The sequence below is a fragment of the Microcoleus sp. N3A4 genome, assembly GCF_036701805.1.
GTDB lineage: Bacteria > Cyanobacteriota > Cyanobacteriia > Cyanobacteriales > Microcoleaceae > Microcoleus.
Genome location: NZ_JAUBRJ010000074.1, coordinates 21,275 through 38,930, shown reverse-complemented (window position 1 = coordinate 38,930; position 17,656 = coordinate 21,275). Strand labels below are relative to the sequence as shown.

Here is a 17,656-nt window from a genome sequence, read left to right as displayed (position 1 = left end):
AGCGAGACCAGAATCCTTGCAGTGCGAGCCAGAAAGCTCGCGTATAATGCAAGCAAATCCTGCAAGGATTGCTATATTTAGATGAAAACACCGGAATAAAATTAAGTGGCTCACAAATTCGGAGCATATTAGAGCAAAAAAAGTACGTTGACCGAAAGCATCCAGGATACAAGCCCCCGGATTCATCCGTCCAGAAATAAAAAACCTGTATCCGATGAAACTTGCCGAACGTATTTATCCGTGGGGTCAGTCGATTTTAGATTTGAGATTTGAGATTTTAGATTTATCCCACAGATGCAATCTGGGAGCTTGAACTAGGGCCTAAAATTTTGATCTTTCCACGACTTAAGTACGTGGCACGGTATCCGTTTGTGGGCTAAGTCAATGCTTTAATCTAAAATCTCAAATCTCAAATCTCAAATCGATTGACCTCTGGGCAAAATATAGCTGATAGCCGTCTAGAAACCCAGAAAAAAGAAAAGTATTCAAAGAAAAGCTCGAAGAATACTTAAAAACAGAAAAAGCCAGTCCAGAACGTTTACAGGTATGGTTTTGGAACAAGAGCGGATTTAGTTTAAGAGTCATCATCAGAAAGAATTGGGATAAAAAAGTAACCCGAAAAAATGTCAGAGAATAGCGAAGGAAAGGAAGAGTTAACGTAATGGGAAGACTAAGATATTCAGACAAGAAAAGGTTCGTAGAGTTTCGGGTCTTCCGTACTTACCGCTGCTCATTTATCTGAAATTAATGGCATAAATTTTTACACAGCAAAGATTTCCGGTCTTACTTTAGTTAATTTGGAGCAATTTTTTACTGCGATTCATACCTAGATTGGGTTTTAACTACTTAAACTAATAGTTTGGCACGCTAAGTACGGAAGATCCCAACAAATAGGGTTTCATGATTTAATTACCGCCTTGCACCTTCATTTACACTTATTTTATCTATCCTTCAGAAAATAATACTACCAGACTTTTTTGTGATAACATTGGCGATAACATCGATGGGTGCAAATCCTACAACAAAAAACTTAAGCAAAATTATGAATTTTCTGTGTTTTATCGGTAATTCTACTGATTTGTGGCACGATCCTATTAGCTGGCTGTGACTTTTTACGCAAGTTTTTTAGCTCACAATTTATTGATAAATAATGCTCAAGCCCTTGGAAAATAGTGTGAACCTCAATTCTGACTTGGAAGCCTCTGTTTTAACTATTCAGCAGCTTGAAAGTCAATTAGACAAGCTAGAGCAAGAAAAGACTGAACCTATTGCAATTATTGGCATGAGTTGCCGCTTTCCTGGAGCCGACGATCCAGAAAGCTTTTGGAAATTACTCCGCTCCGGTACTAATTCGGCAACCAAAATTCCCGATGAGCGTTGGAACCTCAAAAACTATTACGATCCCGATCCAACTGTTCCAGGTAAAATGCCACTGCGTAATGGCTATTTCCTAAAAAATATAGACCTATTCGACGCGGATTTTTTTAGGATTTCTCCTCGAGAGGCAGGTGCTATTGACCCTCAACATCGCTTACTGTTGGAAGTCAGTTGGGAGGCTCTAGAAAGAGCCGGACACGTACCAGATAGATTGGCAGGTAGTTCCACTGGTGTTTTTATTGGTCTCACCTGTGAAGATTACAACGATGTTATTCAAAAACGGCCACCTGAGCTAAACAAACAACACGAGTTGTTTTTTGTGACCGGAGTTAAATCATACGCGGCATCAGGACGTATCTCCTACACTTGGGGACTGACGGGACCCGCTATGACTATTGATACAGCTTGCTCCTCTTCGTCAGTTGCTATCCACCAAGCCTGTACCAGCTTGCGTCAACGCGAGTGTGAGATGGCTCTGGCAGGAGGAGTTAATCTCATCCTCGATCCAACAGTCCATGTCTACACTTATAAAGGCAGAATACTAACTTTGGATAACCATTGCAAAGTCTTTGATGCTAGTGCAGATGGTTATGTCAGAGCCGAAGGCTGCGGTATTGTCGTTCTCAAACGTCTATCCGATGCTCTGGCTGACAGAGACAATATTTTAGCAGTTATTCGCGGTAGTGGTGTCAATCAAGACGGGGCGAGTTACAGTTTTTCTGCACCAAATGGGCAATCACAGCAAGCATTATTAAATCGCGTCCTGACTCAAACTAAAATTCATCCCTCGGAAGTTAGTTATTTTGAAGCTCACGGTACAGGAACCGCTGTTGGTGATGCAACAGAATTGACGACTATTGAACAGGTTTTTGGACTTTACCACTCTAAAGAACTCCCGATAATGGTCGGTTCATGCAAGGCTAATATTGGTCATCCAGAACCAGCGAGCGGTATTGCATCTTTAATCAAATTAGTATTATCCCTTCAAAATCAAGAAATCGCACCTCAGATCAATATCCAAGAAATCAATCCCTGCCTTGACTGGGAAAAAACCGCTGTAAAAATTCCAACTCAGATTGCATCTTGGCCTCAATCCAAGCCGCATATTGCAGCGCTGAATTGTTTTGGTATCAGCGGCACTAATTCTTGTATGCTGGTACAAGAGGGTCCTGAATTGAAAGCTGTTATTTCTGAGTGCAAACGTCCTGAGCATATTCTAGTTATATCTGCAAAGAGTTCGATCGCACTCAAGCAGTTAGCAGAGCGATATCGTCAACATCTGAGTGTTAATCCAGAACAAGCACTGGCTGATGTTTGCTTTACAGCTAATACAGGAAGGCTCCACTTACAGCACCGTTTAAGTGTTGTGGGAGCTTCTGTACAAGAAATTGAGACTAGGTTAGCAGGCTTCTATCGAGATGGGGAAGCCGTGGCGGTTGTCAGTAACTTCATAAGTAATCCAGAACCGACTAAAATTGCTTTCTTGTTCACCGGACAGGGTTCTCAGTATGTTGAGATGGGACGACAACTCTACGAGACGCAGCCTATTTTCAGGAAAACTCTCGAACAGTGCGATCGCATTTTGCAGCCATATTTAGAAAAATCATTACTTGAGGTTATTTATCCTCAACCTGGTGCAAACTCGCCTCTAGATGAAACGGCTTACACTCAACCTGCTCTGTTTGCGATCGAATATGCTTTGTATTGTTTGTGGCAGTCTTGGGGCATTACTCCTGCTATAGTCATGGGTCATAGTGTAGGGGAATATGTCGCTGCTTGTGTAGCAGGAGTTTTCTCCCTTGAAGATGCTCTGAAATTGATTGCCGCACGCGGAAAGCTGATGCAGAAGTTACCAAAGGAGGGGATAATGGTATCGCTTATGGCTTCCCAAGAGCGGGTATTTGCTGCACTAGAAGAGTATCGCGGAAAAGTGGCGATCGCTGCCATTAACGGGCCAGAAAGCACTGTTATTTCTGGAGAAGAGCAAGCGGTTAAAGCCGTCAGCGCGAAGTTTGAGGCTGAGGGGATCAAAATAAAGCAATTGCAGGTTTCCCATGCTTTCCACTCGCCATTAATGGAGCCAATGATAGCAGACTTTTTAAAAGTGGCTAATGAGATATCTTATTCACCACCAAAGATTAGCATGGTCTCTAATCTCACTGGACAAGCGATATCAAACGATATAGCCACTTCTGAATATTGGTGCCGTCACATCCTTTCACCCGTAAACTTTTTAGGGGGTATAAACAGCCTGTATAGCCTCGGTTATGAAGTATTTCTAGAGTGTGGTGCTAAGCCGATTTTATTAGGAATGGCACGTCAGTGTTTACCAGAAGGTTTTGGAACATGGCTACCTAGTTTACGTCCAGGACAAGCCGATTGGCAAATACTATTGCAGACTTTGGGACAGTTGTATATAAGTGGAGCGAAAGTAGATTGGTCTGGCTTTGACAGCGATTATCCACGATATCGGGTAGTTTTACCGACATATCCGTTCCAACGGCAACGCTATTGGTTGGAAACTGAGAACGACAACAGTCATCCAATTGCATCTGAGCAACTGGTTACTCAATTGAAGCCAAATGAGGTTAATTCCAATAATGGTAAGAAAATGCTTTCCACAAAATTAGTGAAACTTCTGGAGCAACAGCGCCAAGAACTTATTGAGTTACTGCTAGAAGAAACAGAAAACGAGTTTGATATGCGGGAGACAACTTCCCCAAGTAATGGAGCGCAGGATTTAACTGAAAATAAGGAGTCCCAGCAAAAAAAATCTCCAGGTATAGCGATTCAACAGCATAATATTTTGCAACTGTTGAAAGTAGCCAATAGCGATCGCCCTTCAATCTTAAGCAACTATCTTCAATCTCAGGTGGCAAAGATTATTGGTGTATCTCAGACTCAATTGTTAGTAAATTCTACCCTTACTGAATTGGGGTTAGAATCTCTTTCTGCAATGGAATTGCGGGAAAAAGTTAAACAACAACTAGGAATTGATGTCCAGGTAAAGCAATTGCTGGGAGGCATTAGCATTACTCATCTTACCGCTCTATTGATTCGCGAACTCAGCAAAGAAAATCCATGAATTTGGGCAAATAGAAAATCCATGAATTTGGGAAATTTTCTATCCATTCAATTGAAAAACTTAGAGGAAATGAGGAGTTATGCAACTAATTGACCTGAGTGTGACGATGGAGCCTACAGAGGGTGAACCTGTTCCCGTTGAGATCGAGTATGTGAATCACGAACAAGGGGCTGATATGCTAGGCAAGCCGGCAGGAATCGATCGCACGGCATTTCCTTCTGGTATGGGGTTATCAATTGAGTTTGTTAAATTGACAACTCATTCTGGAACCCATATAGATGCTCCCGCTCATTATGGCCCTTTATGCGAAGGACAAACCGCTAAAACGATTGAAGATTTACCTCTTGACTGGTTTTTCCATGATGGGGTGCTGATTGACTGTTCGGAAGGGCCTGTTGACGAACCGATAACTGCTGCGGAAATAGAGCAAAAATTGGCAATGATGAAGTATGATATTAAGCCTTTTGATATCGTCTTATTGCGAACTGGAGCGGATAAGTATTGGGAAAAAGCTGAATACTTTACCAAATTCCGCGGTGTGACTCGGCAGGCGACTGAGTGGTTGGTTTTACGAGGGGTGAAAGTAATCGGCATAGATAGTTTCGGGTTCGATCCACCGTTTCATGCTATGTTGTCAGAGTACAAAAAAAAGCAGCAGTCTGATTGCTTGTGGCCCGCTCACATATATGGGAGAGAAAAAGAATACTGTCAGATTGAAAGACTGGCTAATCTCGACAAGATTCCTTTAAATACGGGGTTTACTGTAGCTTGTTTCCCCATCAAAGTTCGCAATTGTGGAGCTGGTTGGAGTCGGGTTGTCGCAATCATTAAGGATTAATGGATGGCGAGCGTCACCAATCAATTACGATCTCTGACAGTTATCAATATCATCAATTAGTTGAATGAGCAATAGATAGCTTGCCAACCAATCGGTAGTTTCCCGACAATTCAAGTGCCATTAAATCTCAACTGGAGCAGATCGAAATGAATTCGCAATTACTTTTAAAAGAGAAAGTAGCATTGATTACTGGAGGCAGTCGGGGGATTGGATTGGCGATCGCCCAAGCCTTTGTAACTGCTGGCGCTCATGTCGTCATCGCTGCCAGAGAACAAGGACGGCTCAATGATTCCATATCTGCATTGAAGGATCTCGCTCATACTATTGATGCCGACAACGGTACAAAAATTCAAGTTTCTGGAGTCGTAGCAGATGTCCGCGACCAAGGGCAGGTAGAGGCGATGGTGGAAGATGTAATGCAACTCCACAACCGCATTGACATTTTAAGTAACACGGCTGGACGAGGGGGAGGTGGTCCAACTGTTGCCACCGATCCTGAGATTTGGTACGACATCATTGATACCAATCTCCACGGTGTTTATCGAGTTACCCGTGCAGTTCTAGCGCGATCGGGTATGTTAGACCGACGCTGGGGACGCATCATTAATATGGCTTCTACTGGGGGTAAGCAAGGAGTTTTGTTTGCTGCCGCCTACACAGCTTCTAAACATGGAGTAGTTGGCTTTACGAAATCCCTGGGATTAGAACTGGCTAAAACAGGAGTGACAGTCAACGCTATCTGCCCCGGCTTTGTGGAAACAGATTTGGCAGTAAAAGCGCGAGAGGTGTACTCACAGGTATGGGGAATAACTCCTGAAGAAGTTTTGAAGCGCTTTGAAACGCGCATCCCTTTGGGGCGTTATGTGGTTCCAGAAGAAGTAGCTCCAATGGCAGTTTATTTAGCATCAGACATAGCAGCCCCGATACTGGCACAGGCTATTAATATTTGCGGGGGTTTAGGCAATTATTAAGATTAAATATTTCCAGAGTAGTGGTCTGAATTGCAAATTTTGCGGGGATCGGAAACGAAACCCAAGAGCTTTTATGGGTAGGATTTGGGTGGAACAATAGTGCAATCCAACCTACATAAAGTTTTTTGATTTAACAAGGTTTTTCGGAGAATTCCCATGTCAGAAGCTCAAGAACCAAGTCCCCTAAACATGACAGAACCCCCGACTCCCGATGTCATTCTCGACGTGCAACAAACAACCTGCTGTATTGTTGGGGGAGGGCCTACAGGAGCAGTTCTGGCACTGCTGATGGCACGCCAAGGCATTCCCGTGACGCTGATTGAGGCACAGAAGAACTTCAACCGCGACTTTCGGGGTGATGTACTTCACGCCGGAGCGATGGAATTGCTCGACGAAATGGGTCTAGGCGATCGCTTGCTGGCTGAACTTCCCTACTCTACGACTGAAACAATTAAATTTCTTGTTGGCGGAAAAACCATTACGTTCGCAGACGTAAGTGGTTTGATGCAAACTCGATACCCTTACATGACAATCATTCCCCAGGGAAAACTGCTTGATTTTATCATTACTGAAGCGAAACGCTACCCAAACTTTCAGTTGCTAATGGGTGCAAACGTGCAACAACTGATTGAAGAAGACGGAACCATTCGCGGCGTGCGCTATCGGGGAAAAGGGGGCTGGCATGAAGTGCGATCGCACCTGACAGTAGCAGCAGACGGGCGCTTTTCTAAGATTCGTCAATTAGCAGGCATGGAATTTAACAAGGTAGCAATGCCACTCGAACTATTTTGGTTTCGCTTACCTCGATATCCTAATGAACCGGGGGGTGTAATCTCGCACTTTGGTAACAAGCGCATCTTAGTAAAATTCAACACCTATGATGAGAATTGGCAGATTGCTTACTATATTCCCAAACCTGTTTTCCACCAAATTCAAGCCACTGGAATAGAGGCGATGCAGCAGTCAATTGTGGGAGTAGTTCCAGAATTTGCCGATCGCGTACACCATTTGAAAGATTGGAAAAACACAGCGCACATTGCACTCGAACTGGGTAGAATCGATCGCTGGTATCGTCCTGGTCTGCTTTTAATTGGTGACGCTGCTCATGTTATGTTGCCGCTGGGGGGAGTTGGTATCAACTATGCAATTCAGGATGCTGTGGCGGCTGCAAACATTTTGATTGAGCCGCTCAAGCGCGGTGAAGTGCAGCTAAATCATCTGGCAAAAGTGCAGCGTCAGCGCGAGTTGCCGATCGCAGTCATCCAGGGGTTTCAGTCTTTTCTGCAAAAGAATGTCACCGCCAAAGCGATCGGAGCAGATCAGACGTACAAACTGCCGCTCTATTGGAGTCTGCCGTTTTTACGTAATATCGTTGCCGAAATACTGGCATTTGGCGTTTTTCCACCTCACTTGAAGCCCGAATACAAGTTGTAGGATGCTAAACGGCAAAATCGCGTCGGTAAAATGCCAGAAATGACACTGGCGACAGTTGAAAAAACCATTAAACGAGAAAACCAGGAAGATTATTTATGCTGACTGAATTTCAAAAGAGAAAGCTCAGCTTGCGCTTTTATATGGCTGATACGTCCAAGGATGGAATCGTAGAATTAGCCGACTTTGAACAGCAAGGTCAAAAGGTTGCTGAACTCAGGGGGATTCAACCAGGTTCAACAGAGTATGAAAAAATCATCTCCGCCTATCGCAATATATGGTCAATTTATTGGGAGGGCGCTGATACAGATGGTGACAATAAAGTCACCTTGGAAGAATACCTGAAATTCGCAGATGTTGTGATTGCGGTAAAAACAGACGAAAAAACCAAATTGGAGCAGGTTAAAGCTCTTTTTGATGTTATAGATGCAGATGGGAATGGAGAGATTGAATTAAAAGAGTATGCAATCTATTTGCAGGCCGTAGGAAAATCGGAAGAAGACGCTAAAATTGCTTTTTCCAAAATTGACACGAACGGGGATGGGAAACTTTCCAGAGATGAATTTGCCATAGCCCTATACGAATATCACGCAAGTAACGATCCACAAGATCCCGCCAACTGGGTTTTCGGTTCGTATTGAACCCAGCCGTATATCGGTTAAAGCTCGCAGAAAGAGGAACCGTTTCAGAGAGTTCTTCTAAAGGCAACATCTTTATTCAGATCGAAGTAGGGGATTTTTACAAAATAGAAATTCTCTACCTTTCCCATTAATAGTAAACTGCTTTTAACGCTATGTACCAACAAGAAAATTTTCAATCTTCACAACAGATATCTCCCCAGACAGCCATGCAGCAAATGATAACTAGCTATTGGCTGACCCAGGCGATTTACGTTGCTGCCAAACTTGATATTGCCGATTTATTGAAAGACGGCGCGAAGAGTTGCGAGGAACTGGCAATAGAAACTAAAGTACACGCGCGATCGCTTTACCGGCTCATGCGTGCCCTGGCGAGTGTGGGGATTTTTGCCGAGACAGAACCGGATTATTTTACCCTAACACCGCTTGCTGCTTGTCTGGCGAGTGAAGTTCCCGGCTCGCTGCGTGCTTTGGCTATTATGAATGGGGAGGAATTCTACCAAGGTTGGGGACATTTGATGCACAGCGTGCAAACGGGAGAAAACGCTTTCGAGCATTTATACGGCACGAACCTTTTTCAGTATTATGCCCAAAACCCCGAACCCAGCAAGAATTTTGACTCGGCGATGACGATTAAATCAGAAAATAGACAGGACCAGATCGCCTCTAGCTACGACTTTTCATCGATCGGCAAATTAGTCGATGTAGGAGGTGGAGGCGGAAGTTTAATTTCCATGATTCTCAAGGCAAACCCTACTATGGAAGGGGTTTTGTTTGACCTAGCGCCAGCGATAGAAAGTGCCAAAGAGTTGATAGCATCAAAAGGAGTTGCGGAACGCTGCCAATTAATTAGCGGAGATTTCTTTGAGTCCGTGCCTAGCGGTGGCGATACTTACATTCTCCAGAACATTGTACATGACTGGGACGATCGACGGGCAATTACTATCCTCAAAAACTGCCGCCGCGCTATGGGGGATAAAGGAAAGCTTTTGTTGGCTGAAATGGTAATTCCGCTCGGGAATAAAACCTTATCATCGTTCTCGTTTCTCGACCTGAATATGCTAGTGATGCTTCCTGGTGGCAGCGAGCGAACGGAGGCTGAATATCGAGCGCTTTTTGAAGCAGCCGGTTTCCAACTGACCAAAATCGTGCCCACGCAATCGACGATCAGCTTAATTGAGGGCGTGCCAGTTTAGAAATACAGCATATTCCAGGTTCATGAAGTACAGTAGCAGCTATATTAGACCTCTTGCAAAAATCCTTTCATCAATTGAGGGGACGGGCAAGATGCCCATCCCACAAGAGTTATTTTTTATTGTGGGATGGGCATCTTGCCCGTCCTAATTATTTTTGCAAGAGGTCTATTGTGTGGTACGTGTTATGTAGGGTGCGTCGCTGCCGAAGGTTCAATGGAACTTGCTCGCCAGACGGGTGGCGACGCACCTTACTTACTACAAGATTGTGTGTACCGCACATACATGGAATATGCTGTATGCTTTGCTGAACTGCTACTTAATGAAAATTTCACCACTTTTAAATCAACAATCCCAGTTAACGGTAGTGATTTTTTTTAGAACTTGTTTAATAAATTTGTAGAGCTTAACTGGCTTTTTCACCTTGTCCAGAAACTCCCAAAGTTAAAAGCTAAAGACAGCCTTTGTGGAGAAAAACTGGATATCAGAAATTTCTCCAAAACGAAAACCCATCGCCTTAAGGCTAGGAGGAGTTTTTGCGGCTGTTTTCCGCAGTGAAATTACTGACTGATAATGGTTGACAATTAAGCTAGACATTGCTACATTTGAAAGAAATTAAGCACAACCTCGAATTCGAGCGAGTGTCTAAAGGCTTTTTGACTAAGCCGTTGCGCTCCATAGTTCACCTAGCTCTCAAGAATCCCATTCCCTGAGCGGGGTGGGAGTGCCAAACCGATGCCAAAGGAAATGATATGACCTCCTTGCAAAAGGGAGCATCTCAGTTTTGCAAAAAGCATTTTTTTTATTATAGTGCGAGCTTAATATCTCGCGCATTCTACAAATCGCGAGCGGGGACGCTCGCTCGCACTATAAATGCAAAACTGAGATGCTCCCCTTGCAAAACGTCTGGCATATGGGGAAATTCCACTTCATCTGAAGGGGAAATCGATGCGATAGAAGGTCAGCAATGACGCTGGCAACAGAAAAAACCATCAAACGAGAAAACGAGGAAGATTATTTATGTTGACTGAATTTCAGAAGAGAAAGCTCACCCTGCGCTTTTATATGAACGACACGTCCAAGGATGGAATCGTAGAATTAGCCGATTTTGAACATCAAGGTCAAAAGGTTGCTGAACTGAGGGGGATTCAACCGGGTTCGACAGAGTATGAGAAAATTATTTCCACTTATGTCCTTCTGTGGGAAACTTATTGGAAACCTGCTGATGCAGATGGCGACAATCAAGTCACCGTGGATGAATACCTGAAGTTCGGCGATATTTTGATTGCAGCAAATAAAGACGCAAAAAACGAAAAAACAAAATTGGGGCCGAGTCAAGCTGTTTTTGATACTGTCGATATAAATGGGGATGGAGAGATTGACTTAAAAGAGTATGCAATCTATTTGAAGGCAGTGGGTCGATCGGAAGAAGACGCTAAAATCGCTTTTTCCAAAATTGACAAGGACGGGAATGGGAAACTTTCCAGAGATGAATTTGCGATAGCCCTATACGACTATCACACAAGCAACGATCCACAAGATCCCGCCAATTGGGCTTTTGGTTCGTATTGAACCCATCCGTACATCGGTTAAATCTCGCAGAAATAGGAACCGTTTCAGAGACTTCTTCTGAAGGAAACATCTTTAATTAGATCGAGGTATAGCCTTTCTCAAAAAGATGAGGTATGACTGACAGCTTACATAACCACCCAAACTAAGAGGGCCCAAGCCCAACAACGTACCTCATCTTTCGCTCGAACCGCTATAAGGAATATTTACAGAATAAAAATTCCCTGCCTCGGTCAACCAACTTGTGTCATTTTTTTACTAGGGTCAGAGAAGTTAGATTTATGAAAAAGCTAGCAGTTGTAACGGGTGCTAATCGCGGATTAGGTTTTGAAACGTGCCGCCAACTGGCACAAAGAGATATTCAAGTCATTCTCACCAGTCGCGATCGAGTCAAGGGTCAAACAGCAGTTGATAAATTGCAAGCGGAGAAATTGGATGTCAAATATCACCCGCTTGACGTGACTAATCCAGAGAGCATTGAAAGTCTTTCTCAATTTATTAGCAAAGAATTTGGTCACTTGGACATTCTGGTTAATAATGCAGGCATTCTTACAGATTGGGTCGAAAATCCAGACGGAGATATCTTCAAGGCGAAAGTTGACACATTACGTCAGACAATCGAAACTAATGTTTATGGGCCATTACAGTTGTGCCAGCAGTTAATCCCGCTGATGAAAGTTCAGAATTATGGACGGGTTGTGAATTTATCTTCTAGTCTAGGTAAGTTATCAAGCAATATGGATTTTACTGTATTTCCCACATACGGAATTACAAAAACTGCGGTAAACGCAGTCACTGTACTATTTGCCAATGCCTTAAAAGACACGAATATCTTGATAAATTCAGTCAATCCAGGCTGGGTTCAAACTGATATGGGTGGCCCCCATGCGATCCGCACGATTGCAGAAGGAGTTGATACGATTGTGTGGTTAGCAACGTTGCCGGATGGTGGGCCGACAGGGGGATTTTTCCAAGATAAAAATCTCATTACTTGGTAGAGGGACAAATTTGTGAAAGCTGTGCGATCGCTTTCACAATTCTACCTTTAGTGAAGTAAGAACTTTCAGATAATAAGGAAAAAAACTTAGGTATGAACCGATTATTAGGTGTATCCGAGCATATTAGGTGGCTGCTAGACCAAAGGTGGTCGTTCAATTTCGCTTTGACGGCGCGAGTTAGAGGGACGATCGCCATCCCACAGCTAACTAATGCCCTCGCTTGGGTACAGCGCCGTCATCCCTTATTAGCTGTAAAAATAGCCGTTGACGAACATCAGCAACCGCGATTTGTATCAGAAGACGTTCCCCCCATCCCCCTGCGAGTGGTACAGCGACTTGGAGATAACCACTGGTGTCAGGAAACAGAAGCCGAACTGTCGCTTCCTTTCTCCTATAGCACAGAACCGCTGCTGCGCGTAGTATTTCTCCAGGGTGAGGCAGTTTCGGAACTGATTATTACCTGCTACCACTCCATCTGTGACGGTTTATCAACAATCTACTTAATCCGGGACATCTTGCAGGAGATTAGCACCCCTGGTAGCACTCGCGAGATATTGCCAGAACTTCCCTGCTGGGAAGAACTTATTCCCCTCTCGAAGAAGGACAGCATCAATGGTAATGCGATCGCCACCGCCGCACCGACTCACAAAATAAACCCATCTAATGCTGGCGTGGATTTGAATCGTGTCAGCGATAAAAAGCAAATTAAAAAAAGCCAGGGATCGAGAATCTTGCACTGGAGCCTCTCTACAGAGGAAACCGCTACAAATGCTGGCATAGATTTGAATCGTGTCAGCGATAAAAAGGAAATTAAAAAAAGCCAGGGATCGAGCATCCTGCACTGGTGTCTCTCTCCAGAGGAAACCGCTACATTTGTTTCGCGTTGTCGAGAGAATCAAACTAGCGTTCAAGGTGCTCTCTGCACTGCCTTTCTCCTGTCAATAGGCGAACAGATGAATTACCCAGAAGATACTGTTCACAAATGTCTTTCTCCTTGCAATATACGAAAGTATCTCGTGCCAGAAATAGGGGAAGATTTTGGCTTATACATCTGTGGTTTATTAACTGCCCACACTCTGAAGCCAGAAATAAATTTCTGGGATTTGGCGCGAGAAATAAAACATCAACTTAATGAATGGACAGCAGGCAAATTGTTTGAGGATATTCCACGAACTAAGGCATTTCTCTCCACCAAACCAGACCCACAAATGGTCTACGACCAAATGGATAACAACATTAAACTGGTTGTCACCAATCTGGGGCGCTTAAATATACCGCAGGAATATGGCTCTCTTTTTTTAGAGGCTATCTATGGCCCAACAGTGCAGTCTTCTGAAAATGCAAAAACTGTGGGTGTAATAACGCTGGGAGATCGGATGTTCTTGACTTTGACATTCTCAGAATCAGTATTGCCACGCTCCCTTGCCAAGAAAATTCAGATCGGTGCGATGCGGCAACTTAGCGAAGCTTTAGAAACTCCCAGTCAAGCTTTTGATCGCGCTGGATTAGGTATCGCATAACAAATTATTCGCCGTTCTTTCCCTATTGGTAACACCCCGCACGAAAGTAATGTTGCTGACGGGGTTACAATAAGAGTCAAAGCTCCACCCGTGGCGAATTTACTCAAAAGGATGGCTATAACTATGGCTCTGACTCTAAATTCACTGAGGTTAAAACTGTCGAGTCAAACTTCTTTCGCGAGTTAAAACATAGCGATTTCCGTTCTTCCGTGAAGTTTTAGATGATTAAAATAAATTTAGGAGGCATCCATGAATTCCGATCGGCTAGGGTTTAATCACTGTTGCGTTAACGGTTTAATTTTGCCACCTTTCGTAACAGAAGAGCGACTTCGTAATTTGGCAACTTTCCAAACAAAACCAGGAGATGTTTTTGTAGTCAGCTATCCAAAGACAGGAACAATATGGCTAACTCAAATAATTAAAGCCCTCGCCAAACCTGCTCTACCAGAAGGAATAGATGTGGTACAGATTGGGGTAGACACAGTACCTTTTTTTGAATTGAACGAGACGAAAAAACTAGAAGCTTACCCCTCGCCTCGCTATATATACACCCATTTGCCATATTCCCTGATGCCAGACGATAGCGAGAATAATTTAAAGTATATCTATCTGGCTAGAAACCCAAAAGATGTGGCTGTTTCGTATTTTTATTTCATGCAAGCTTTGAAACTGTATAGCTTGGAAGGGACGTGGGACATTTTTTTGGAATATTTTATGAACGGAAATCTTCCTTATGGTTCTTATTACACTCACCTGCTCGATTGGTTGCAAAAGAAAGAGCAAAAAAACCTACTTTTTCTAAAATACGAAGACCTTCATAAAGATTTCTTAGGGAATATCAATAAAATTGCTGATTTTCTAGGCTGTGCTTTATCGGAAGAAGAAGCGCAAATAATCTCCCAAAAATGTAGTTTTTCGCACATGAAAGCCAACCCAATCTCGAATATGGATAGCATAGCAAACCAAATGTATAAAAAGGGAAGTAACTACTCATTCATGCGGAAGGGTACTGTCGGCGACTGGCAGAACTATTTTTCCGACAAGCAGTTGGAAGAGTTCAACCAAGTGTGCGATCGCTATATGGAAGGAACTGGCATTGATTTTGAATTTATATTGGAGTAATTTATTGCTGAATGAATTTTTTTAAAATAGCCAATATCCGCCCTGAATAGACAATATATTTTGGAGAATTTTCATGTCTGAAACAAGAGAAGAGGCGATCGTAACTGACAAAGAACCCCCGATTTCCGATGCCATTAAAGACGTGCAGCACACAAGCTGTTGTATCGTAGGGGGCGGGCCTACAGGGGTGGTTCTGGCACTGATATTGGCGCGTCAAGGCATTCCCGTAACGCTGATTGAGGCACACAAGAATTTCGATCGCGATTTCCGGGGTGATGTCCTGCACGCTGGGGCGATGGAAATTATGGATGAACTGGGTCTAACGGATCGCCTGCTTGCTCAAATTCCTCACTCCAAGAAGGAGAAAATGGAATTCGTCACCCCCGATCAAAGGGTGGTATTTGCAGACTTTAGCCGTTTGAAGAGTCGGCACCCTTACTTCACAATAATTCCCCAACCAAAGTTTCTGGAATTCCTGATTGCCGAGGCGAAACGCTACCCAAGCTTTCAGTTGCTTGCAGGTGCAAACGTGCGACAGTTGATTGAAGAAGACGGCATAATTCGCGGGGTTCGCTATCGCGGAGAGGGGGGCTGGCACGAAGTGCGATCGCACCTCACAATAGGCGCAGACGGGCGCTTCTCCAATGTCCGCAAATTAGCAGGTATGGAACTGATTGAGACTGCTGCCTTACCCATCGATCTGCTTTGGTTTCGCCTGCCCCGACAATCCCAGGATCAGGAGGGTTTAATCGTGCGCTTTGGTATCAAACGCGCCTTGGTAATATACAACACTTATGATGGCAATTGGCAGATTGCCTATTACATTCCCAAGGGTTACTACAGTCAGCTTCAGGCTGCTGGCATAGAAGCGCTGCGACAGTCTATTGTCGAAATTGTCCCAGAGTTTGCCGATCGCGTGGAGTATCTAAAGGATTGGAAGCAGGCATCACTTCTCACAATCAAACTAGGCCGACTCGATCGCTGGTATCGCCCCGGTTTACTTTTGTTGGGTGATGCCGCCCACGTCATGTCATCTATGGGCGGAGTTGGTATCACCTACGCAATCCAGGATGCTGTTGCTGCGGCGAACATTCTAATCGAACCGCTCAAACGCGGCGAGGTGCAGCTAAAGCATCTAACAGCAGTGCAACGTCAACGAGAGTTACCGGTAAAAATCATGCAGTGGTTTCAGTCATTTGTGCAGACGAATGTCACCGCTAAAGCAGTACAAGCAGATAAGACATTGAAGCTGCCTGCCTATTGGAGTATGCCGATTTTGCGCGACATTCCTGCCCAAATTATGGCATTGGGAGTTTTCCCACCTCACCTAAAGAAAAAATACAAATTGCTGGATGACAATGTTGATGCTGCTGTTACGTCATCTGAGAAAACCCTGACAAACTAAAGCTGCACTAGCAAGTTTACTGCTGACAGGCGTGCTATAATCCGCCCATTGAGGCGGCTAATTGAAGGATATTTTTAACGGAAGTATTGAGCAAATACTTGTCAGAAATTAGGTAGTCTGTGGCAGACAGATTCACCCATTTTACTTAGGGAAAAAACTTAAATATGAATCGATTATTAGGAGTGTCCGAGCATCTGAGATGGCTGCTCGATCAAAAATGGTCATTCAACTTCGTTTTGACAGCGCGTATTAAAGGGGCGATCGCCGTCGAATCGCTAACCGATGCCCTCGCTTGGGTACAGCGCCGACATCCTTTATTAGCTGTAAAAATAGTCACCGACGAACATCAGCAACCGCGATTTGTATCAGAAGGCGTTCCCCTCATACCTCTGCGAGTGTTGCAGCGACAAGGAGATAACCACTGGTGTCAGGAAACAGAAGCCGAACTTTCGCTTCCTTTCCCCTGGAGCACAGGCCCGCTAGTGCGTGTCGTATTTCTCCAAAGTGAGGAGGTTTCGGAACTGATTATTACCTGCCACCACTCCATCGGCGACGGTTTATCAACAATCTACTTAATCCGGGACATCTTGCAGGAGATAAGCACCCCTGGTAGCACTCGCGAAATATTGCCAGAACTTCCATCCTGGGAAGAACTTATTTTTCTGAGTGAGGATAGTATCAATGGTAGTGCGATCGCCCAGAACATACCAATTCAAAAAAAGACTACATCAGAAAATGCGGGCGTAGAGTTGAATCGCGTTAGGGACACAAAGGCTATTCAAGAAAGCCAGCGATCGAGCATACTTCACTGGCATCTTTCTCCAGAGGAAACCACTATACTTGTTTCGCGCTGTCGAGACAAAAAAACTAGCGTTCACAGTGCTATCTGCGCTGCTTTTCTCTTGGCAATAGCCAAACAAGTAAATTCGCCAGAAAATTTACTTCACAAGTGTGTCTCTCCGTGCAATGTTAGAAATTACGTTGTTCCAGCGATTGGAGAAGATTTTGGGCTTTATGTGTGTGGTTTATTCACTACTCATGCGATCGCTCCAGCAACCAGCTTCTGGGAAGTAGCGCAAGAGGTAAAACACCAAATAAATGAGTTGACAGTGACCGAGAAAATATTTAAGTATATTCGACCAACTAAAGCTTTTCTTTCTACCCAGCCCGACCCGCAAATTGTGTATCAGCAAATGGCACAAAAGGGGGATTTATGCGTCACAAATTTAGGGCGATTAAATATCCCACAAGAATTTGGCTCTCTATCTTTAAAGGCAATCTACGGCCCAATAGTGCAGTCTTCTGAAAATATAAAGATTGTAGGCGTAACAACGCTGGGAGGCAAAATGTTCTTGACTTTGACCTTCTCTGAGTCGGTTTGGCCGCGATCGCTTGCCGAACAAATTAAGCGTGAAGCGATGCAGCTACTTCAAGAAGCAATTTGTTCAGAAACTCACAGCAATTGCCGTAGTGATGATATCCTTTTAGCTTCGGAACTATGATATTAAC

General features: G+C 44.0%; 12 protein-coding genes and 1 pseudogene. All 13 read left to right on the top strand.

Annotated elements, in window-relative coordinates:
* Window positions 1–475 precede the first annotated feature (475 nt).
* Window positions 476–634 (top strand): annotated as a pseudogene (locus QUA56_RS36975) (IS630 family transposase); the annotation flags it as partial.
* 540 nt (window positions 635–1,174) lie between these two features.
* A complete protein-coding gene (locus QUA56_RS29990) occupies window positions 1,175–4,462 on the top strand; it encodes a beta-ketoacyl synthase N-terminal-like domain-containing protein (RefSeq protein WP_333365595.1) in 3,288 nt (1,095 codons plus the stop codon).
* A 79-nt stretch (window positions 4,463–4,541) separates the two neighbouring features.
* Window positions 4,542–5,300, top strand: coding sequence for a cyclase family protein (locus QUA56_RS29985; RefSeq protein ID WP_333365592.1), 759 nt, complete (start codon window positions 4,542–4,544; stop codon window positions 5,298–5,300).
* A gap of 146 nt (window positions 5,301–5,446) precedes the next feature.
* The gene (locus QUA56_RS29980; RefSeq protein WP_333365589.1) at window positions 5,447–6,271 is read left to right on the top strand and encodes an SDR family NAD(P)-dependent oxidoreductase; all 825 of its coding nucleotides are present in this window, start codon (window positions 5,447–5,449) and stop codon (window positions 6,269–6,271) included.
* Between the two features lie 156 nt (window positions 6,272–6,427).
* Window positions 6,428–7,705: an FAD-dependent oxidoreductase gene (locus QUA56_RS29975; protein WP_333365586.1), complete on the top strand. Its 1,278-nt coding sequence runs from the start codon at window positions 6,428–6,430 to the stop codon at window positions 7,703–7,705.
* A gap of 95 nt (window positions 7,706–7,800) precedes the next feature.
* Window positions 7,801–8,343, top strand: coding sequence for an EF-hand domain-containing protein (locus QUA56_RS29970; protein WP_333365583.1), 543 nt, complete (start codon window positions 7,801–7,803; stop codon window positions 8,341–8,343).
* Window positions 8,344–8,495: 152 nt separating this feature from the next.
* Window positions 8,496–9,536 carry a methyltransferase gene (locus QUA56_RS29965; RefSeq protein WP_333365580.1) on the top strand — a complete coding sequence of 347 codons (1,041 nt, stop codon included), beginning with the start codon at window positions 8,496–8,498 and terminating at the stop codon, window positions 9,534–9,536.
* A gap of 1,017 nt (window positions 9,537–10,553) precedes the next feature.
* On the top strand, window positions 10,554–11,105 hold the full coding sequence (locus QUA56_RS29960; protein ID WP_333365577.1) for an EF-hand domain-containing protein: 552 nt from the start codon (window positions 10,554–10,556) through the stop codon (window positions 11,103–11,105).
* A 278-nt stretch (window positions 11,106–11,383) separates the two neighbouring features.
* A complete protein-coding gene (locus tag QUA56_RS29955) occupies window positions 11,384–12,100 on the top strand; it encodes an SDR family oxidoreductase (RefSeq protein WP_333365574.1) in 717 nt (238 codons plus the stop codon).
* Between the two features lie 92 nt (window positions 12,101–12,192).
* The gene (locus QUA56_RS29950; RefSeq protein ID WP_333365571.1) at window positions 12,193–13,620 is read left to right on the top strand and encodes a phthiocerol/phthiodiolone dimycocerosyl transferase family protein; all 1,428 of its coding nucleotides are present in this window, start codon (window positions 12,193–12,195) and stop codon (window positions 13,618–13,620) included.
* A 249-nt stretch (window positions 13,621–13,869) separates the two neighbouring features.
* Window positions 13,870–14,742 carry a sulfotransferase domain-containing protein gene (locus QUA56_RS29945; RefSeq protein ID WP_333365569.1) on the top strand — a complete coding sequence of 291 codons (873 nt, stop codon included), beginning with the start codon at window positions 13,870–13,872 and terminating at the stop codon, window positions 14,740–14,742.
* A gap of 73 nt (window positions 14,743–14,815) precedes the next feature.
* On the top strand, window positions 14,816–16,147 hold the full coding sequence (locus QUA56_RS29940; protein ID WP_333365567.1) for an FAD-dependent oxidoreductase: 1,332 nt from the start codon (window positions 14,816–14,818) through the stop codon (window positions 16,145–16,147).
* A 164-nt stretch (window positions 16,148–16,311) separates the two neighbouring features.
* Window positions 16,312–17,649, top strand: coding sequence for a phthiocerol/phthiodiolone dimycocerosyl transferase family protein (locus QUA56_RS29935; protein ID WP_333365564.1), 1,338 nt, complete (start codon window positions 16,312–16,314; stop codon window positions 17,647–17,649).
* The last annotated feature ends 7 nt before the right edge of the window (window positions 17,650–17,656 follow it).

Bases quoted from the DNA above. Each gene is read 5' to 3' on its own strand.
- QUA56_RS29945 (WP_333365569.1), top strand. From the start codon at position 13,870: ATGAATTCCGATCGGCTAGGGTTTAATCACTGTTGCGTTAACGGTTTA.
- QUA56_RS29970 (WP_333365583.1), top strand. From the start codon at position 7,801: ATGCTGACTGAATTTCAAAAGAGAAAGCTCAGCTTGCGCTTTTATATG.
- QUA56_RS29940 (WP_333365567.1), top strand. From the start codon at position 14,816: ATGTCTGAAACAAGAGAAGAGGCGATCGTAACTGACAAAGAACCCCCG.
- QUA56_RS29985 (WP_333365592.1), top strand. From the start codon at position 4,542: ATGCAACTAATTGACCTGAGTGTGACGATGGAGCCTACAGAGGGTGAA.
- QUA56_RS29955 (WP_333365574.1), top strand. From the start codon at position 11,384: ATGAAAAAGCTAGCAGTTGTAACGGGTGCTAATCGCGGATTAGGTTTT.
- QUA56_RS29960 (WP_333365577.1), top strand. From the start codon at position 10,554: ATGTTGACTGAATTTCAGAAGAGAAAGCTCACCCTGCGCTTTTATATG.
- QUA56_RS29980 (WP_333365589.1), top strand. From the start codon at position 5,447: ATGAATTCGCAATTACTTTTAAAAGAGAAAGTAGCATTGATTACTGGA.
- QUA56_RS29965 (WP_333365580.1), top strand. From the start codon at position 8,496: ATGTACCAACAAGAAAATTTTCAATCTTCACAACAGATATCTCCCCAG.
- QUA56_RS29935 (WP_333365564.1), top strand. From the start codon at position 16,312: ATGAATCGATTATTAGGAGTGTCCGAGCATCTGAGATGGCTGCTCGAT.
- QUA56_RS29950 (WP_333365571.1), top strand. From the start codon at position 12,193: ATGAACCGATTATTAGGTGTATCCGAGCATATTAGGTGGCTGCTAGAC.
- QUA56_RS29975 (WP_333365586.1), top strand. From the start codon at position 6,428: ATGTCAGAAGCTCAAGAACCAAGTCCCCTAAACATGACAGAACCCCCG.